Raw genomic sequence first — 15,478 nt, forward strand, 5'->3', positions numbered from 1 at the left:
TCCCGAGGTGTCCCGAATCGTTCAGAGGGCGTCCGGGCCGCGTTCGCCGGTGCGGACGCGGATCGCGGTCTCGACGGGCAGGCTCCACACCTTGCCGTCGCCGATCTTGCCGGTCCTGGCGGCCTTGACCACGACGTCCAGGAGCTGGTCGGCGTCGTCGTCCTCCACCAGGATCTCGACGCGGACCTTGGGCACCAGGTCGACGGTGTACTCCGCGCCCCGGTAGACCTCGGTGTGCCCGCGCTGCCGACCGTAGCCGCTGGCCTCGGTGACCGTCAGGCCCTGGACTCCGAACGCCTGGAGGGCCTCCTTGACCTCGTCCAGCCGGTGCGGCTTGATCACCGCGACGATGAGCTTCATGCGTCCACCTTCTTCTGACCGGCCGCCACCTCGGCGGACGCGGTGACCGTGCTGCCGGGCACCGTTCCGGAGCCGGCCTGGCTGAAGTCGTACCCGGTCTCGGCGTGGAAGGCCAGGTCGAGGCCGGCCGTCTCCTCGTCCTCGGAGGCACGGAAGCCGATGGTGCGCTGGAGCAGCTGGGCGATGAGGTAGGTGACCACGAACGAGTAGGCCATGACCGACACGGCGCCCAGGGCCTGCTTGCCGAACTGCTCGAACCCGGCGCCCTCGGTGGCCAGGAAGCCGACCAGCAGGGTGCCGACCACGCCGCCCACCAGGTGGACGCCGACCACGTCGAGCGAGTCGTCGTAGCCCAGCTTGAACTTCAGGCTCACGGCCCAGGCGCAGATCGCGCCGGCGAGCAGGCCGATGAGGATGGCGCCCATGGGGTTGACGTTGGCGCCGGAGGGGGTGATGGCGACCAGGCCGGCGATCGCGCCGGAGGCGGCGCCGAGCGTGGTGAACGCGCCGTGCCTGATGCGCTCGTAGATCAGCCAGCCGACGACGGCGGCGCCGGTGGCGACCTGGGTGTTGAGGGCCATCATGGCGGCCGGCGAGCCGGAGCCGGTGGTCAGCGCGGAGCCGGCGTTGAAGCCGAACCAGCCGAACCACAGCAGGGCCGCGCCCAGCAGGACCATCGGCAGGTTGTGGGGGCGCATGGGGTCGCGCTTGAAGCCGATCCGCTTGCCCACCACCAGCGCGGCGGCCAGCGCGCCGGCGCCCGCGTTGATGTGCACGGCGGTACCGCCCGCGAAGTCGATCACGCCCTGGTTGAACAGCCAGCCCTCGTCGGCGGCCCAGACCCAGTGCGCGACCGGGAAGTAGACCACGGTGACCCACAGCGTGATGAAGACCGCCCAGGTGCTGAACTTGACCCGGTCCGCCAGGGCACCGCTCATCAGGGCCGGGGTGAGGATGGCGAACATCAGCTGGAACGCGATGAACGCGACGACCTCGCCCTGGTCAACCGAGATGTCCCGCAGGCCGATGAAGTCCAGGTCACCCACGATCGGGCTGGTGCCGGAGAAGGCGATGCTGTAGCCGTAGAGGACCCAGAGGATGCTGACGATGCCCAGCGAGATGAACGACATCATCAGCATGTTGAGGGCGCTCTTGACCCGAACCATGCCGCCATAGAAGAAGGCGAGACCAGGGGTCATGAGCATCACCATGGCGGCGCAGATCACCACATAGGCAACATTTGTTGCTGATAGCGCTTCTTCAGGACTCAAGGTGGACGTCTCCTCATATGTACGACCCGTGCGGGCAGGTTCTTGGCGGGTCAGGATGCGCCACAGGCTCTCGGAGGGCGGTTTCGGTCGATGCTCCGGTTTGTTTCGCGGGCGTGACGATGGCCGATCACGTGTTACGCGACCATGAAACGAACGGCGGCCCCGGCCAGGCGCGGTACCGTGTCCGACACCCCGGGGCAGCCCCTCGGGCGGCCGCGCGCCGAGGACGAGAACCGGCCGTGCCGATGCGCCACCCGGGTGACCTGGCGGGGGAGCCGAAGCGGACTGTCCGGGGCGGCCGGCACGGCCGGTGTCGAGGGGCGGGCGGCGCTCAGACCGCCCGGCTGGCCTCCGTTTCCGGGAGTTCGACGGTGAGCCGCTCGGTCAGGCCGGCGGCCTGGCGCAGCTCCCCGAAGTCCCGGCGGACGGCGGCGAGGGTGGTGCGCAGCCGGTTGGCGACCCGCTCGGAGCGGAGCCGGCTGGCCAGATCGAGTGCCCGTTCGGCCAGCCGCAGGCAGTCCTCCGGCTCCCGCGCCAGGAGGTGCACGGTGGCCATCCCGATCAGGTTGAGTGCATACGACCGCTGGTGCCCGCCGTTCGGATCGCGCTCGCACTCCTCGGCGAACCCGGCGACCGCCTCCTCCATCAGCGGCCTGGCGCGGCTGACGTAGGTGGGACTGCGGCCCGCGACATAGGCCAGGTCCCGGTAGGAGTGGGCGTTCTCCGCGCACAGCTCGGCCCGGGAGAAGAAGCCGAGCCAGCCCGGGTCGCCGTCCGCCGGGGCGCTCTCGGCGAACGCCTCCTCCGCCAGCCGCACGGCGCGGTGGCAGCGGGCCGGCTGGCCGAGCGAGGCGTGCGCCCTGGCCTCCAGCGCGTACAGCAGCGCCTGGGCGCGCGGCGTGGCCTGCTCCCTGCTGCCGTACTGGGCCAGGTGCACCAGCTCCAACGCGTCCTCGGCGCGGCCGAGATGGATCATCTGCCGGCTCATCTGGGAGAGGACGAACGCGCCCAGCGGTCGGTCCTCGGCCTCCTTCGCCGCGTGCAGGGACAGCACGAAGTACTTCTGCGCCGTGGGCTGGAGCCCGATGTCGTAGCTCATCCAGCCGGCCAGCTCGGCCAGTTCGGCGGTGACCCGGAACAGGCGGCGCCGCACGGGCGCGGGGTGGCTGTCCTGGAGCAGGTCGGTGACCTCGTGCAGCTGTCCGACGACGGCCTTGCGGCGCAGCCCGCCGCCGCACTGCGCGTCCCAGGCGCGGAACTGGTCGGTGGCCTCCTGGAGTTGGTCCAGCTCGGCGCGGGAGATCCGGGTCCCCCGGCGGGACGGGGCGCCGAGCGCCGTGGGCAGGGCGCTGACGTTGCCGCCGACACCGCCGTGCACGCCGCCGGGGCCGCGCTCCTCGGGCGGGGTGGGGCTGGGCACCAGCCAGCGCTGGAGGGGCTCGATCAGCGCCGGGCCGGCGGACATGGTCAGCGAGGTGCCGAGGAAGCCGCGCCGGCCGAGCATCAGGTCGCTGCGGGAGAACTCGTTGATCAGCTCGATGGTCTGGTTGCCGGCCCAGGGCAGGTCGATGCCGGAGACGGCGGCCGCGTGCGGGGTGGCGCGCAGCCCCAGGTCCTCGACGCTGACGACGCAGCCGAAGCGCTCGGAGAACAGCTCGGAGAGGATGCGTGGTATCGGCTCGCGGGGCTGTTCGCCGTCCAGCCAGCGCCGCACCCGCGAGGTGTCGGTGCTGACGTGGTGCGCGCCCAGCTGTCTGGCCCGTCGGTTCACCTGTCTGGCCAGCTCGCCCTTGGACCAGCCACTGCGGTGGAACCACGACGTCAGCCGTTCGTTCGGCCGCCTGGCGGGGTTGCCGCCGCTGCCGTTGCCGCCCACGCTTTCGCTCCGATCCCGGATATCGCCCAGTTGTGACGGATGCCTGCTGACATCCCGTCTACGATGCACCGAAAGTAATCCTACGATCACGCGCGTGACGAGGTCGCCACCGCAATCGCCACCATTCGCCACCCCTCACGCGAGAACCTCCTGCCCACCTCGCACGATTCACTGGTACGCACGCTGCTCACTGCCGGGCGGAGCGAAGCACTTTGGGGGCGCGCGTTGTGCGTTGCGCGCCCCGGGCGCCGCCGGCGCGGGCCGTAACCTCGGCTGATCAGACCCGTTGGAGTGTGCATGGGTTTCACCATCGTCGGTATGCGGGAGCGTCGGACGCCGCGTGCGCCGACCCGCACGGGCCGGCGCGGCGCCGGTGGCTCCCCGCTCGACACCGCCGTGGCCGAGTACGTCGGGCTCTGGGGCTGGGACGTGACCCCCGGCGCGGTGCTCGTCACCGGCCAGGCGGGTTGCCGCTGCTCCTGCGGGCGGGCCGACTGCCCGGCGCCCGGGGCCCACCCGCTGGCCCCGGGGCGTTTGATCCCGGCCGGCACCCCGCTCGACGAGGCGCTCGACGCCTGGGCCGAGGCGCGCGCCGCCGCGCCCGGCGCCACCGCGCTGCTGCCCACCGGGCTGCGCTTCGACGTCCTCCAGGTGCCCGAGGCGGTGGCCAGGGCCGCGCTGCCCCGGCTCGACCGGCTGGCGCTGCCGCTCGGCCCGGTCGCGCTGGCGCCCGACGACCGCGCCTGGTTCTTTGTCGCGCCCGGCATCGCCGCCCAACTCCCGTCCCTGCTGCGGGCTCTGGGCTGGCCGGCGACGCCGCCCCGGCTGGCCGCGCTGGGCCGGGGCGCGCAGGTTCCCGCTCCCCCGTCCGCCGTCGCCGACCTCGGCGAGGTGGTCTGGCTGCGCCGCCCCGACGTGGAGACGGCCGCCACCCCGCCGGGCGCCAGCCCGCTGCTCGGCGTCCTCGCCACGCTCTGCCGCCGGCTGGCCCCGACCGGCTGACCGGCCCGACCGGCAGGCCAGCCAACCGGTGCGGAACGGGCCGACCCCTCGGTCTCCTCAGTCCAGCAGCGCGTCCACGAACGCCTCGGGCTCGAACGGCGCCAGGTCGTCCGGCCCCTCGCCCAGGCCGACCAGCTTGACCGGCACGCCCAGCTCCCGCTGCACGGCCACCACGATCCCGCCCTTGGCGGTGCCGTCCAGCTTGGTCAGCGCGATCCCGGTGATGTCCACGACCTCGGCGAACACCCGCGCCTGCACCAGACCGTTCTGCCCGGTGGTGGCGTCCAGCACCAGCAGCACCTCGCCCACCGGGCCCAGCTTCTCCACCACCCGCTTGACCTTGCCCAGCTCGTCCATCAGGCCGGTCTTGGTGTGCAGCCGTCCCGCGGTGTCGATCAGCACCACGTCGGCGGCGGCCTCGATGCCCTCCCGGACCGCGTCATAGGCGACCGAGGCGGGGTCGCCCCCCTCAGGCCCGCGCACCGTGCGCGCGCCGACCCGCTGGCCCCAGGTCTGGAGCTGGTCGGCGGCGGCGGCTCGGAAGGTGTCGGCCGCGCCCAGCACCACGGACCGCCCGTCGGCGACCAGCACCCGCGCCAACTTGCCGGTGGTGGTGGTCTTCCCGGTGCCGTTGACGCCGACCACCAGGATCACCGCCGGGCGTTCCTCGCCCTCGACGGAGACCCCGCCCTCGGTGTGCACCGCGCGGTCCAGCGACGGGTCGAGCTGCGCCAGCAGCTCCTCGCGCAGCAGCGTCCGCAGCTCCTCCGGGGTGCGGGTGCCCAGCACCCGCACGCGCTCCCGCAGCCGCTCGACCAGCTCCTGGGTCGGGCCGACGCCGATGTCGGCGGTCAGCAGGGTGTCCTCGATCTCCTCCCACGTCTCCTCGTCGAGGCGCTCCCTGGACAGCAGCGTCAACAGGCCCTTGCCCAGCGAGCTCTGCGAGCGGGCCAGCCGCGCCCGCAGCCGCACCAGCCGACCGGCGGACGGCTCCGGCACCTCGATCTCGGGGGCTTCGGGCGCCTCGACCGTCTCCCCGGGGGCCGGCGGCAGCGTCACGTCCTCGACCGTGCGGCGCTCCTCCGTCACCGGCGTCGCCGCGTCGTCGCCGACCTGCGGCTCGGCGGGCGGCGCCGTGGTGGTGCCGGTCGCGCCCGTGCCCCGGTCGGCGGGCGGCGGCGGGGCCTGCCCGCGCCTGCGGCCGACGAGCAGTCCCGCGACCGCCAACACGGCGACCACGGCGATGATGACGACGAGGAGAATGGTGTCCATGGGTTCCCTTGGTGGTGCCCGGCGCCCGGCCGGACCGCGCGGCAGTGAGGTTCGGCGGAGAGGTGCGGCAGGGGCGTTGGCGGTGAGATTCGGCTGTGCGGTCCGGCTCTAAGGTAGCGCCAGCCTCGCGGGCCCGGCGGCGGCCCCGGAGTTCGGGCAGGGCCGGAACGGGCGCTACGAGAGACGCTGGCTGATCACCTTGGAGACGCCGTCGCCCTGCATGGAGACGCCGTAGAGCGCGTCGGCCACCTCCATGGTGCGCTTCTGGTGCGTGATCACGATGAGTTGGGAGCTGTCCTTCAACTCCCGCATGATCCGGATCAGCCGCTGGAGGTTGGTGTCGTCCAGCGCGGCCTCCACCTCGTCCATCACATAGAACGGGCTGGGCCGCGCCTTGAAGATGGAGACCAGCAGGGCCACGGCGGTCAACGAGCGCTCCCCACCGGACAGCAGCGAGAGCCGCTTGACCTTCTTGCCCGGCGGCCTGGCCTCGACCTCGACCCCGGTGGTCAGCATGTCGTTCGGGTCGGTGAGCACCAGCCGGCCCTCGCCGCCGGGGAACAGCCGGCTGAAGACGCCCTCGAACTCCCGCGCGGTGTCGTGGTAGGCGGCGGTGAAGACCTGCTCCACCCGCTCATCCACCTCCTTCACCATCTGCAACAGATCCGCCCTGGTCTTCTTCAGGTCCTCCAGCTGCTCGCTGAGGAACTGGTGCCGCTCCTCCAGCGCCGCGAACTCCTCAAGGGCCAGCGGGTTCACCTTGCCCAGCTGCTTGTAGGCGCGCTCCGCCGCCCGCAGCCGCTTCTCCTGCTCGGCGCGGACAAAGGGAACGGGCTGGTTGCGCGGGTGCTCGGGGTCGTCGGGCAGCTCCTCGCCCTCGGCGGGCGGGGACGGCGGCACCGGCTGCTCCGGGCCGTACTCGGCGACCAGCGAGGCCGGCTCGACGCCCAGCTCCTCCAGCGCCCGCGCCTCCAACTGCTCGATCCGCAGCCGCTTCTCCGCGCCCAGCACCTCGCCCCGGTGCACCGAGTCGGTGAGCTTGTCCAGCTCCTCCTTCAACTCCCGGCCGGCCGCGCGCTCCGCGTCCAGCGCCCGCTCGCGCTCCGCCCTGGCCTCCTCGGCCGCCGCCCGCTCCGCCTCGGCGCGCGCCAGCGACGCCTCCACGTGCGCCAGCAGCTGGCGGGCGCCGTCGGCGACCGCGCCGGCCACCTCCACCTCGTGCGCCGCCCTGGCCCGACGCCGCTCGGCCCGCGCCCTCGCCTCGCGCTCCGCGCGGGCGGCCCGGTCCAGCCCGTCGGCCCGCCCACTCAGCCCGCGCACCCGCTCCTCGTGGGTGCGCACCTGGAGCCTGGCCTCCATCTCGGTCTGCCGGGCGTTGGCGCCGTCGGCCGCCAGCCGGTCCCGCACCGAGGTGTCGGGCTCCTCGACCGCCTCGCCCGCCTCCTCGGCGACGGCCAGCCGCTCCGCCAACTCCTCGGCCTGCTCCAGCGCCCTGGTCAGCTCCTGCCCGGCCCGCTCTACGGCCGCCTCGGCCCGTTCGGCCTCGCCCGCCGCCGCCCTGGCCTGCCCGCCGAGCCGGCCCAGGTCCTGCGCTACCCGGGACCGTTCCCGCTCGGCGGCACTGCGCCGCGCCGCCAGCTCCCCGACGGCGGCCTTCGCCGCCCGCCGCCGCTCGACCGCCGCGTCCCGCTCCGCCGTCAACTCCCCCGCCAGCGCGGTGAGCCGCTCCAGCTCCGCCGTCGCCTCGTCCACCGAGGCGCGCACCTCCAGCAGGCTGGGCGCGCCAGCCGAGCCGCCGGCCGCCAGCCGCCGGGAGAGCACGTCGCCCTCCCCGGTCACGGCGGTCAGCGCCGGGCTGCCCGTCACCAGCCGCAGCGCGTCGTCCAGGGTGTCCACCACCACGACGCCGCGCAACAGGTGCCGGACGGCCGGCAGCAGCGCGTCGGGGCCGCGCACCAGATCGAGCGCCCAGCACCACGGCGCGGGCGCGGGCTCGCCGACCGCCGGCCGGTCCGGCTCCACCGCCTCGCCCACCAGCAGCGCGGCCCGCCCCGCGTCGCGCTTGCGCAGCAGCCGCAGCGCCTCGACGGCCTCGGCGGGCCCGGCCACCGCGACCGCCTCGGCCGCCGCGCCCAGCGCCGCCGCCACCTGCACCTCGTATCCCGGTGTGACGGTCAACAGCTCGGCGGCCGGGCCCAGCACGCCGGCCAGGGCCTCGCCTGCCGTCAGCAGCGCGCCCGTGCCGTCCTTGCGGCGCAGCCCCAACGACAGCGCCTCGCGCCGCGCCTCGACGGCCGCCCGTTCCCGCTCGACCCCGGCCAGCCGCTCCCGCACCGTCGACAACGCGGCCTCGGCGTCGTCCTGTTCGCGTCCGGCCGCCTCGTGCGCCTCGGCCAGCTCGCCGTCGTCGGCCTCCCGGCCGTCGACCTCGGCACGCAGCGCCTCGTACTCCTCGCCGGCCTCGGTGGCGCGCTGCAACGCCTCATCCCGGCTGGCCGTGAGCCGGTCTATGCTCGCCTGCGCCGAGGCGGCCCTGCTGCGGGCGGCGTTGGCCTGGCCGTGCAGCCGGGCCAGGCCCTCGCGCCGGTCGGCCGCCGCCCGCGCGGCGTCCTTCAGCCGCCGCTCCTCCTCGGCCAACGCCCGCTCCAGCTCGGCCCGGTGCGCGACGGTGTCCTCCAGCGCGGCGCTCGCCGCCTCCAGCGCGGCCGTCAGCTCGGCCTCCTGTTCCCTGACCCTGGCCGCCTCGCGCTCCAGTTCCTCAGGCTCCCGGCCGCGCCGCTCCTCGGCCGGCTGGGAACGGGCGCTGTTCACCCGGGCGTCGGCGAGGTTGACGGTCCCGCGCACCCGCTCGGCGAGTTGGGACAGCTGGTACCAGGTCTCCTGCGCCCGCGCGAGCCGGGGCGCGAGGGTGCGCACCTCCTGCTCCAGCTCGCTCTCCCGGCGCAGCGCGACCTTCAGGCGCTCCTCGGCCTGCTCCTTGCGCTCCTTGAGCGCGGCCTCGTCGGCGACCTCGGCGCGCAGCGCGCGGCGCAGCGTCACCAGGTCGTCGGCGAGCAGCCGCAGCCTGGCGTCCCGCAGGTCGGCCTGGATCACGGCGGCCCTGCGCGCCACGGCGGCCTGTCGACCCAACGGCTTGAGCTGCCGCCGCAGTTCGTCGGTGAGGTCCTGCACTCGCGCGAGGTTGGCCTTCATCGCGTCCAGCTTGCGGAGCGCCTTCTCCTTGCGCTTGCGGTGCTTGAGGACGCCGGCCGCCTCCTCGATGAACGCCCGGCGGCCGGTCGGGTCGGCGTGCAGCACCGAGTCGAGCTGCCCCTGCCCGACGATGACGTGCATCTCGCGGCCGATGCCGGAGTCCGACAGCAGCTCCTGGACGTCGAGCAGCCGGCAGGTGTCCCCGTTGATCTGGTACTCGCTGCCGCCGTTGCGGAACATCGTCCGGGTGATGGTCACCTCGGTGTACTCGATGGGCAGCGCGCCGTCGGAGTTGTCGATGGTCAGGGAGACCTCGGCACGGCCCAGCGGCGGACGGCCGGTGGTGCCGGCGAAGATGACGTCCTCCATCTTGCCGCCGCGCAGCGACTTGGCGCCCTGCTCCCCCATCACCCACGAGAGCGCGTCCACGACGTTGGACTTACCCGAGCCGTTGGGGCCCACCACGCAGGTGATGCCGGGCTCGAAGCGCAGCGTCGTGGCCGAGGCGAAGGACTTGAACCCCCGCAGCGTCAGACTCTTCAGGTGCACGCCGTCGGACTTTACCGGCCGTCGATGTGGGATTCGCCGTTTCGACGCGGAGGATGGGGGGCAGATCAGTGAGTAAGCCAGCCTGGGTCAACACCCGTACTCACTACGTCACGACATGACGAAGGGACGCCGAAGCGTCCCTCGCATAGGTAAGCAGGCGGTGCGCCTTGCCAGCCTCTCCGTTGAGGTCAGGTCAGGGCGGGCTCCGCCTTTCGCACGTCGATGCCGTTAAGCATCGGGTCGCTCTGCCGAGCGGCGGCGGCCAACGCGTCGTTCTCCGCCTGGACCCTGACAAGCTGGGTCTCCAGGTCCTGTACGCGCTGCTGAAGCCGTCGCATCTCGGCGAGGACTCGGGGGTCGAAACCGCCGACGTGACCGAGAAGCGCCTTTGCCATGATGGATGGTCCTCCACACTGAGTGACCGACCGAAGCCGTTGGTGGGTCGTGAGGGATAACTGCCGCGACAGGCGCCCTGCCTGGTGTTCCAGGGCCAGCCGGCAGAGCCGCGCGGGACTTTCAGCGTCTCACCAAAAAGTGGGACGGTCAACACGATCACACCGCGTATCGCCCCGCGCGCCTCGCACGGGGGCTTCGCCGGGGAGGGGCGCCCAACATCATCATCAGGGGGGATCGGGGGCGCCAAGGTCGTCCTGGAGCGAGAGCCTTGCACGTCGCAGCGGGGATGGCAAGCAGTTTGAGGCACATTCCAGCCCTCTTGGGAGGGCGGCTCAGCGGATCTCGAAGCCCTCGTAACCCCCGCGCGGTGTGTCCCATATCTCGGTGACGCCCGCCACCCGACCGGGTGTGTCCCCCGCCCGAAGCCACTCCAGGAGTCGCTCGCAGCGCTCGCGCGCCCCCTCGGCGACCACCTGGACCCGGCCGTCGGAGAGGTTGGCGGCGAATCCGGTCAACTCCCCGATCTCCAGCGCGCGGGCCCGGGTGTACCAGCGGAAGCCGACGCCCTGGACCCGGCCGCGCACCCACGCCGTCAGCCGCGCCGGGGCGCCGTCCTCGGCCTCGCCGGTCGGCGCGCTCTCGGGGCCCGGCGCGCCCGGCTTCGAGGAGGGTGTGGGGTCCGTCATGTGACGCACGCTATCCGTCCTTTCCCCTGCGCGACCCTTACGAGTACCACCTCATGCCGTACAGTCACGCGATGAAGCATCGCCCGTTCGAGTGAATATCTCGTGCATAACTGGACGATGCGCCACCAGATCGCCAAGCAGACGACACGGACGACACAAGGAGGGGCCACGCATGGGACGCCATCGTCGCCGGCGGGGGCACGCGCGCACCGGCCTCGTCGGTGCCTCCGCCGCGCTCACCGTGGGTGCGGTGGCCGTGGGCAGCGGCCTGATGCCGGGCCTCAGCCAGCACCTCACCGGCGAGCGGGACGCCGAACTCGACGCCTCGGGCGAGCGGTCGAGCAGCCCGTTCGCCGCCGAGGACGAGCTGGAGCGCGAGGACCCCAGGCCGACCAGGAGCGCCGAGCGCGAGGCCGCCGAGGAGTCGGCCGAGCCGACGCCGACGGAGGAGGCCGAGGAGCCCACCGAGGAGCCGGAGCCCGAGGAGACAACGGAGGAGCCCTCCCCCACCCCGGAGGAGACCACCGAGGAGCCCTCGCCGACGCCGACCCCCGAGCCGGAGCCCGAGCCGAGCGACCCGCCGGCGGCCGAGGAGGAGCCGTCCTCGCCCGAGGTCCAGGCCGCCGAGGCCGTGCTGGGCCTGGTCAACCAGGCGCGGGGCCAGGCGGGTTGCCAGCCGCTGCGGCTGGACGCTGGGCTGACCAACGTCGCCCTCGCGCACAGCAGGGACATGGCCCAGCGCGGCTACTTCGACCACACCGACCCGGACGGGCGGACCCCCTGGGACCGCGCGGCGGCGGCCGGCGTCAGCGGCATGGGCGGCGAGAACATAGCCATGGGCCAGCCGGACGCCCAGTCCGTGGTCGACGCCTGGATGAACAGCGAGGGGCACCGCGCCAACATCCTCAACTGCGACTTCACCACCATGGGCCTGGGCGCGCACTTCGCCGACGGCGGCCCCTGGTGGACCCAGACGTTCGGCTACTGAGCACGCGCCCGGCGTCCGGGAACGTGTCCGGGAACGCTCAGCCGCGCGGCGCCCTGGGCGGGCGCTGGCAGCGCGGGCAGAAGTAGCTGGAGCGGTTCATCCACGGGCGGCGGCGCACCTCGGTCGCGCAGCGGCGGCATGGCAGGCCCTCGCGGCCGTAGACGTCCAGCGAACGTTCGAAGTACCCGGACTGGCCGTTGACGTTCACATAGAGGCTGTCGAAACTGGTCCCGCCGGCGGCCAGCGCCCGCGTCATCACATCCCTGACATGGGTGACCAACGCCCCGACCGTCGGGCGGTCGAGGGTCGCGGTGGGGCGGTCGTAGTGCAGCCGGGTGCGCCAGAGCGCCTCGTCGGCGTAGATGTTGCCCACCCCGCTGATCAACGACTGGTCCAGCAGCGCCCGTTTGACCGTGGTGCGCCGGCGGCGCAGCGCGGCGTGGAACGCGTCCTCGTCGAACAGCGGGTCCAGCGGGTCGCGGGCGATGTGCCCGATCACGTCCGGCAGGCCGTCGGGCAGCACCGGGTGGAGCGAGAGGCCGCCGAAGGTGCGCTGGTCGACGAAGCGCAGCTCGCCGCCGGCGACGTCGGCGAAGGTGATGCGCACCCTGAGGTGCTTCTCGTCCGGGGTGCGGTCCGGCTGCACCAACAGCTGGCCGCTCATGCCGAGATGGGCCAGCAGCGCCAGGTCGTCGCCGACCGGGAGCCAGAGGTACTTGCCCCGGCGGCGGGGCGCGGCGATCCGGACGCCGCGCAGCCGGGCGGTGAAGTCGTCGGCCCCGGCGAGGTGGCGGCGGACGGCGCGCGGGTGGAGCACCTGGGCGCCCGTGACGGTGCGGCCGCTGATCCAGCGGTCGAGGCCGCGTCGAACGACCTCGACCTCGGGCAGCTCAGGCAAGGGACGTCCCGCCGGCCGGGGCGTCCTCCGCGTTCTCGGCGGCCTCCGCCTCGGCGCGCGCGGCGGCCTCGGCCTCGGCCTTGCGGGCCGCGTCGAGCGCGGCGCGGATGGAGCGCCAGGCGGTCTCGGCCGCCTGCTGCTCGGCCTCCTTCTTGCTGCGGCCGGTGCCGGTGCCATAGGTCTGGCCCCCGACGCGGGCGGCGGCGGTGAAGGTCTTCTCGTGGTCGGGTCCCGACTCGCCGATCACATACTCGGGAACGCCGAGCCCCTCCGCCGCGCTCAGCTCCTGGAGGCTGGTCTTCCAGTCGAGGCCGGCGCCGAGGTTCGAGGAACGCTCGATCACCGGGTCGAAGAGCCGGTGCACCAACTCGTCGGCGGCGTCCAGGCCCTGGTCGAGATAGACCGCGCCGATCACCGCCTCCAGGGTGTCGGCGAGGATCGACGCCTTGTCCCGGCCGCCGGTGCCCTCCTCGCCGCGCCCCAGGCGGACGAACGCGCCCAGGTCGAGCCCGCGCGCCACCTCCGCCAGGGCCCTGGCCTGGACGACGGCGGCCCGCAGCTTGGCCAACTGGCCCTCGGCGAGGTCGGGATGACGCCGGTAGAGCGTGTCGGTGACCACCAGCCCCAGCACCGAGTCCCCGAGGAACTCCAGGCGCTCGTTGGTGGGCAGGCCACCGTGCTCGTACGCGTAGGAGCGGTGGGTCAGGGCACGCACCAGAAGGGCGGGCTCCAGCTGGTAGCCGAGCCGCCCTTCCAGCGTCGCGAGGGACGCGGCGACGTCCGCCGCCGCCTGGGGCTGCGGCTGGGACCTCCTGGCGTGTGCCATGACGCCTGTCACCCGCCGATCAGACGTCGAGAACCTGACGACGGTTGTACGTGCCGCAGTTGGAGCACGCGATGTGCTGGAGCCTCGGCTCCTGGCAGCGCTCGCAACGCACCAGGTTCGGGGCAGCGGCCTTCCACTGCGACCGGCGGTGACGCGTGTTGCTGCGCGACATCTTCCGCTTCGGAACAGCCACGGCTACTTCTCCTGTGGTTCGTCCCCGCTCGCGCGGGGAGCCTTTGCTTGCCTGTCATGCCCGGCGGGCTCGTCCGAGGCGCGGGCCTCGGCGAACTCCCGCAGCGCCGCCCACCGGATGTCGATGGGCTCGTCGTGCTGGTGGTCGGGGTCCTCCGCGAGCCGCGCCCCACAGTCGGGGCACAGGCCCGGGCAGTTCTCCCGGCAGGTCGGTCGCAGCGGCAGCGCCAGCACGATCGCGTCCCGCACCACCGGCTCCAGATCGAACAGGTCGTTCTGGAGGAACAGCCGCTCCTCGTCCGCCTCCTCGTCCTCGGCATCCGCGAAGCGGGGCGAGAACTCCGAGTCCGGGTAGGAGAACAGCTCCTGGAACTCCGCCGTGCCCTCGCGGGCCAGCGGCTCCAGACACCTGACACACTCCCCCGCCAGCGGGAAACGGACGGTGCCGGTGACCAGCACACCCTCCATCACCGACTCCATGCGCAGCTCAAGCTCCAGCGGAGCGCCCCTGGGCACCCGAATGACCTCGACTCCGAGGTTGTCGGGGGCCTCCACCGTCCGCGACAGGCGCTTGAGCGTACCGGGACGCCGACCCAGCTCGCGTGTGTCGAACACGAGAGGGGCTCGGTGGTCCAGCGGGGCGTTCAGGGCGTTCTGCTTTCTCGCGAAGCTTGCGGGTGACCGCGCGTGTCGGCTCCGGGATGGTGGAGCCGAGCGGGCAGCCGTGACCACCGAAGGTGCTCACAACCGAAGGGCTAGCATACGGCACGGGTCGGCCAGCTCCCAATCCCGCCCACCTGGCCCAGGACCCTCGGTACGGACCGTGATCAGGGCTGGCCCTGCTGGTAGTTGCGCAGTTGCTGTGGGTCGATCATGCCGGTGTCGAAGAGGCTGGTCTCGTCGAGCGCGCCCTGGCCCTGGTAGCCGTAGCCCTGCTGCGGCGGGGGGCCGCCGGCGGCGCTGGGGGCCGGCAGGGCGGGCGGCTGGGCGGCCTGCTGCTGGGAGTAGTCGTAGCCGTCGGCTCCGTAGCCGCCGGCGGCGTAGGGCTGCTGGCCGTAGCCGTCCTGCTGGTAGCCGCCCTGCGCGTAGGCGCCCTGGTCGTAGGCGCCCTCCTGGTAACCGGTGTCCTGGTAGCCGGCGGTCGCCGCGTAGGAGGCGGGCCCCGGGGCCTCGGCCGGGGGCGGCGGCGCGGCGGGGGCCGGCCGTTGGGACGGGGGAACGCCGAGGTACTCGTAGGTATCCTGCTCGGCCTCGGCCTGGCCGAAGTACCCGGTGTGCGCTCCGCCGTCGGCGGCCTCGGCCGCCTCCTGGGCGGCGACGTGCTCGGCCAGCTCGTCGATGGGCCGGTGGCCGGTGAGCTTCTGGCGGCCGCGCCCGACGGCCTCCAGGGTCTTGCGCAGCACGGCCTCGATGGCGCCGAACTGGGCCTCCACATAGGAGTCGGCCTGGCTCAGCAGCTCCTCGGGGCTGCCCCGGTCGGGACCGAGCAGCTTGGTGCGGCCCCGGTCGACCGAGTCGATGGTCTTGCCCAGGACCACCTCGAAGTTGGCCAGCTTGCTGTCCACGTAGTCGTCCGCCTGGACCTTGATCTCGTCGGCCTCGGCGCGGGCCTCCGCGAGGATGCGGGCGGCGTCGGCCCTGGCCTGCTGGACGATCTGGGTCTGGTCCACCAGCGCCGCCCGTTCGGCCCGCGCGGCGTCCAACACCTGGGAGGCCTCCTGACGGGCCTCGGCCACCACCTGTTCGCGGTCGCCGAGCACCTGGCTGGCCTGGGCGAGGGAGCCGGGCAGCGCGTCGCGCACCTCTTCGAGGCCGGCGAGCAGCTCGGACCGGTTGACGACGCACGAGGCCGACATGGGCATTCCCCGGGCGTTGCTCACCGTGGCGACGATCTCGTCGAGTTTCCGCTGTACGTCCACGGAAGCGACTGTACGGCCAACTCGCGTGCGGGCGGCACCCGTCCACGGGTC

Annotated in this window: 14 protein-coding genes; 2 read left to right on the plus strand and 12 right to left on the minus strand. The window is 73.3% G+C overall.

Annotation, left to right across the window (positions count from 1 at the left end):
- Positions 1 to 21 precede the first annotated feature (21 nt).
- The 3 genes from FH609_RS26405 to FH609_RS26415 form a co-directional block, all read right to left on the minus strand.
- On the minus strand, positions 22 to 360 hold the full coding sequence (locus tag FH609_RS26405; RefSeq protein WP_122399767.1) for a P-II family nitrogen regulator: 339 nt from the start codon (positions 358 to 360) through the stop codon (positions 22 to 24).
- Positions 357 to 1,559 (minus strand): ammonium transporter, encoded by a 1,203-nt coding sequence (locus FH609_RS26410; RefSeq protein ID WP_405379112.1) that lies wholly within the window; start codon positions 1,557 to 1,559, stop codon positions 357 to 359. Before FH609_RS26410 ends, FH609_RS26405 begins: the two co-directional genes overlap by 4 nt.
- 403 nt (positions 1,560 to 1,962) lie before the next feature.
- Entirely contained in the window at positions 1,963 to 3,507 is a 1,545-nt protein-coding gene (locus tag FH609_RS26415; RefSeq protein ID WP_139672677.1) for a hypothetical protein, read from the minus strand.
- 297 nt (positions 3,508 to 3,804) lie between these two features.
- On the opposite strand from FH609_RS26415, the gene FH609_RS26420 reads away from it, so the two are divergent.
- A complete protein-coding gene (locus tag FH609_RS26420; RefSeq protein WP_139672674.1) occupies positions 3,805 to 4,509 on the plus strand; it encodes a bifunctional DNA primase/polymerase in 705 nt (234 codons plus the stop codon).
- Positions 4,510 to 4,566: 57 nt separating this feature from the next.
- Here the strand turns inward: FH609_RS26420 and ftsY are convergent, their stop codons facing one another.
- The 4 genes from ftsY to FH609_RS26440 form a co-directional block, all read right to left on the minus strand.
- The gene (gene ftsY, locus FH609_RS26425; protein ID WP_139672671.1) at positions 4,567 to 5,781 is read right to left on the minus strand and encodes a signal recognition particle-docking protein FtsY; all 1,215 of its coding nucleotides are present in this window, start codon (positions 5,779 to 5,781) and stop codon (positions 4,567 to 4,569) included.
- Positions 5,782 to 5,955: 174 nt separating this feature from the next.
- The gene (gene smc, locus FH609_RS26430) at positions 5,956 to 9,522 is read right to left on the minus strand and encodes a chromosome segregation protein SMC (RefSeq protein ID WP_139672668.1); all 3,567 of its coding nucleotides are present in this window, start codon (positions 9,520 to 9,522) and stop codon (positions 5,956 to 5,958) included.
- Between the two features lie 188 nt (positions 9,523 to 9,710).
- Positions 9,711 to 9,917: a hypothetical protein gene (locus tag FH609_RS26435; RefSeq protein WP_139672665.1), complete on the minus strand. Its 207-nt coding sequence runs from the start codon at positions 9,915 to 9,917 to the stop codon at positions 9,711 to 9,713.
- A gap of 333 nt (positions 9,918 to 10,250) precedes the next feature.
- Positions 10,251 to 10,604: an acylphosphatase gene (locus FH609_RS26440; RefSeq protein WP_139672663.1), complete on the minus strand. Its 354-nt coding sequence runs from the start codon at positions 10,602 to 10,604 to the stop codon at positions 10,251 to 10,253.
- A gap of 172 nt (positions 10,605 to 10,776) precedes the next feature.
- On the opposite strand from FH609_RS26440, the gene FH609_RS26445 reads away from it, so the two are divergent.
- Positions 10,777 to 11,592 (plus strand): CAP domain-containing protein, encoded by an 816-nt coding sequence (locus FH609_RS26445; protein WP_139672660.1) that lies wholly within the window; start codon positions 10,777 to 10,779, stop codon positions 11,590 to 11,592.
- A gap of 37 nt (positions 11,593 to 11,629) precedes the next feature.
- On the opposite strand, the gene mutM is transcribed toward FH609_RS26445, so the two are convergent.
- The 5 genes from mutM to FH609_RS26470 form a co-directional block, all read right to left on the minus strand.
- Positions 11,630 to 12,490, minus strand: a complete 861-nt coding sequence (gene mutM, locus FH609_RS26450) for a bifunctional DNA-formamidopyrimidine glycosylase/DNA-(apurinic or apyrimidinic site) lyase (RefSeq protein ID WP_139672657.1) — start codon at positions 12,488 to 12,490, stop codon at positions 11,630 to 11,632.
- A complete protein-coding gene (gene rnc / locus FH609_RS26455; protein WP_139672654.1) occupies positions 12,483 to 13,316 on the minus strand; it encodes a ribonuclease III in 834 nt (277 codons plus the stop codon). The genes mutM and rnc overlap by 8 nt, the downstream gene beginning before the upstream one ends.
- Positions 13,317 to 13,335: 19 nt before the next feature.
- Entirely contained in the window at positions 13,336 to 13,509 is a 174-nt protein-coding gene (rpmF, locus tag FH609_RS26460; protein WP_078856454.1) for a 50S ribosomal protein L32, read from the minus strand.
- A 2-nt stretch (positions 13,510 to 13,511) separates the two neighbouring features.
- Entirely contained in the window at positions 13,512 to 14,123 is a 612-nt protein-coding gene (locus FH609_RS26465) for a YceD family protein (protein WP_139672651.1), read from the minus strand.
- Between the two features lie 212 nt (positions 14,124 to 14,335).
- Positions 14,336 to 15,427: a cell division initiation protein gene (locus tag FH609_RS26470; protein ID WP_139672648.1), complete on the minus strand. Its 1,092-nt coding sequence runs from the start codon at positions 15,425 to 15,427 to the stop codon at positions 14,336 to 14,338.
- Between the last annotated feature and the right edge of the window lie 51 nt (positions 15,428 to 15,478).

It is taken from the genome of Streptomyces sp. 3MP-14, from assembly GCF_006334905.2.
Lineage (GTDB): Bacteria > Actinomycetota > Actinomycetes > Streptomycetales > Streptomycetaceae > Streptomyces > Streptomyces triticirhizae.

Excerpts from the sequence above, each read along its gene's own strand:
- FH609_RS26405 (WP_122399767.1), bottom strand. The coding sequence starts at position 360 with ATGAAGCTCATCGTCGCGGTGATCAAGCCGCACCGGCTGGACGAGGTC.
- FH609_RS26410 (WP_405379112.1), bottom strand. The coding sequence starts at position 1,559 with ATGACCCCTGGTCTCGCCTTCTTCTATGGCGGCATGGTTCGGGTCAAG.
- FH609_RS26420 (WP_139672674.1), top strand. The coding sequence starts at position 3,805 with ATGGGTTTCACCATCGTCGGTATGCGGGAGCGTCGGACGCCGCGTGCG.
- ftsY (WP_139672671.1), bottom strand. The coding sequence starts at position 5,781 with ATGGACACCATTCTCCTCGTCGTCATCATCGCCGTGGTCGCCGTGTTG.
- FH609_RS26435 (WP_139672665.1), bottom strand. The coding sequence starts at position 9,917 with ATGGCAAAGGCGCTTCTCGGTCACGTCGGCGGTTTCGACCCCCGAGTC.
- FH609_RS26440 (WP_139672663.1), bottom strand. The coding sequence starts at position 10,604 with ATGACGGACCCCACACCCTCCTCGAAGCCGGGCGCGCCGGGCCCCGAG.
- FH609_RS26445 (WP_139672660.1), top strand. The coding sequence starts at position 10,777 with ATGGGACGCCATCGTCGCCGGCGGGGGCACGCGCGCACCGGCCTCGTC.
- rnc (WP_139672654.1), bottom strand. The coding sequence starts at position 13,316 with ATGGCACACGCCAGGAGGTCCCAGCCGCAGCCCCAGGCGGCGGCGGAC.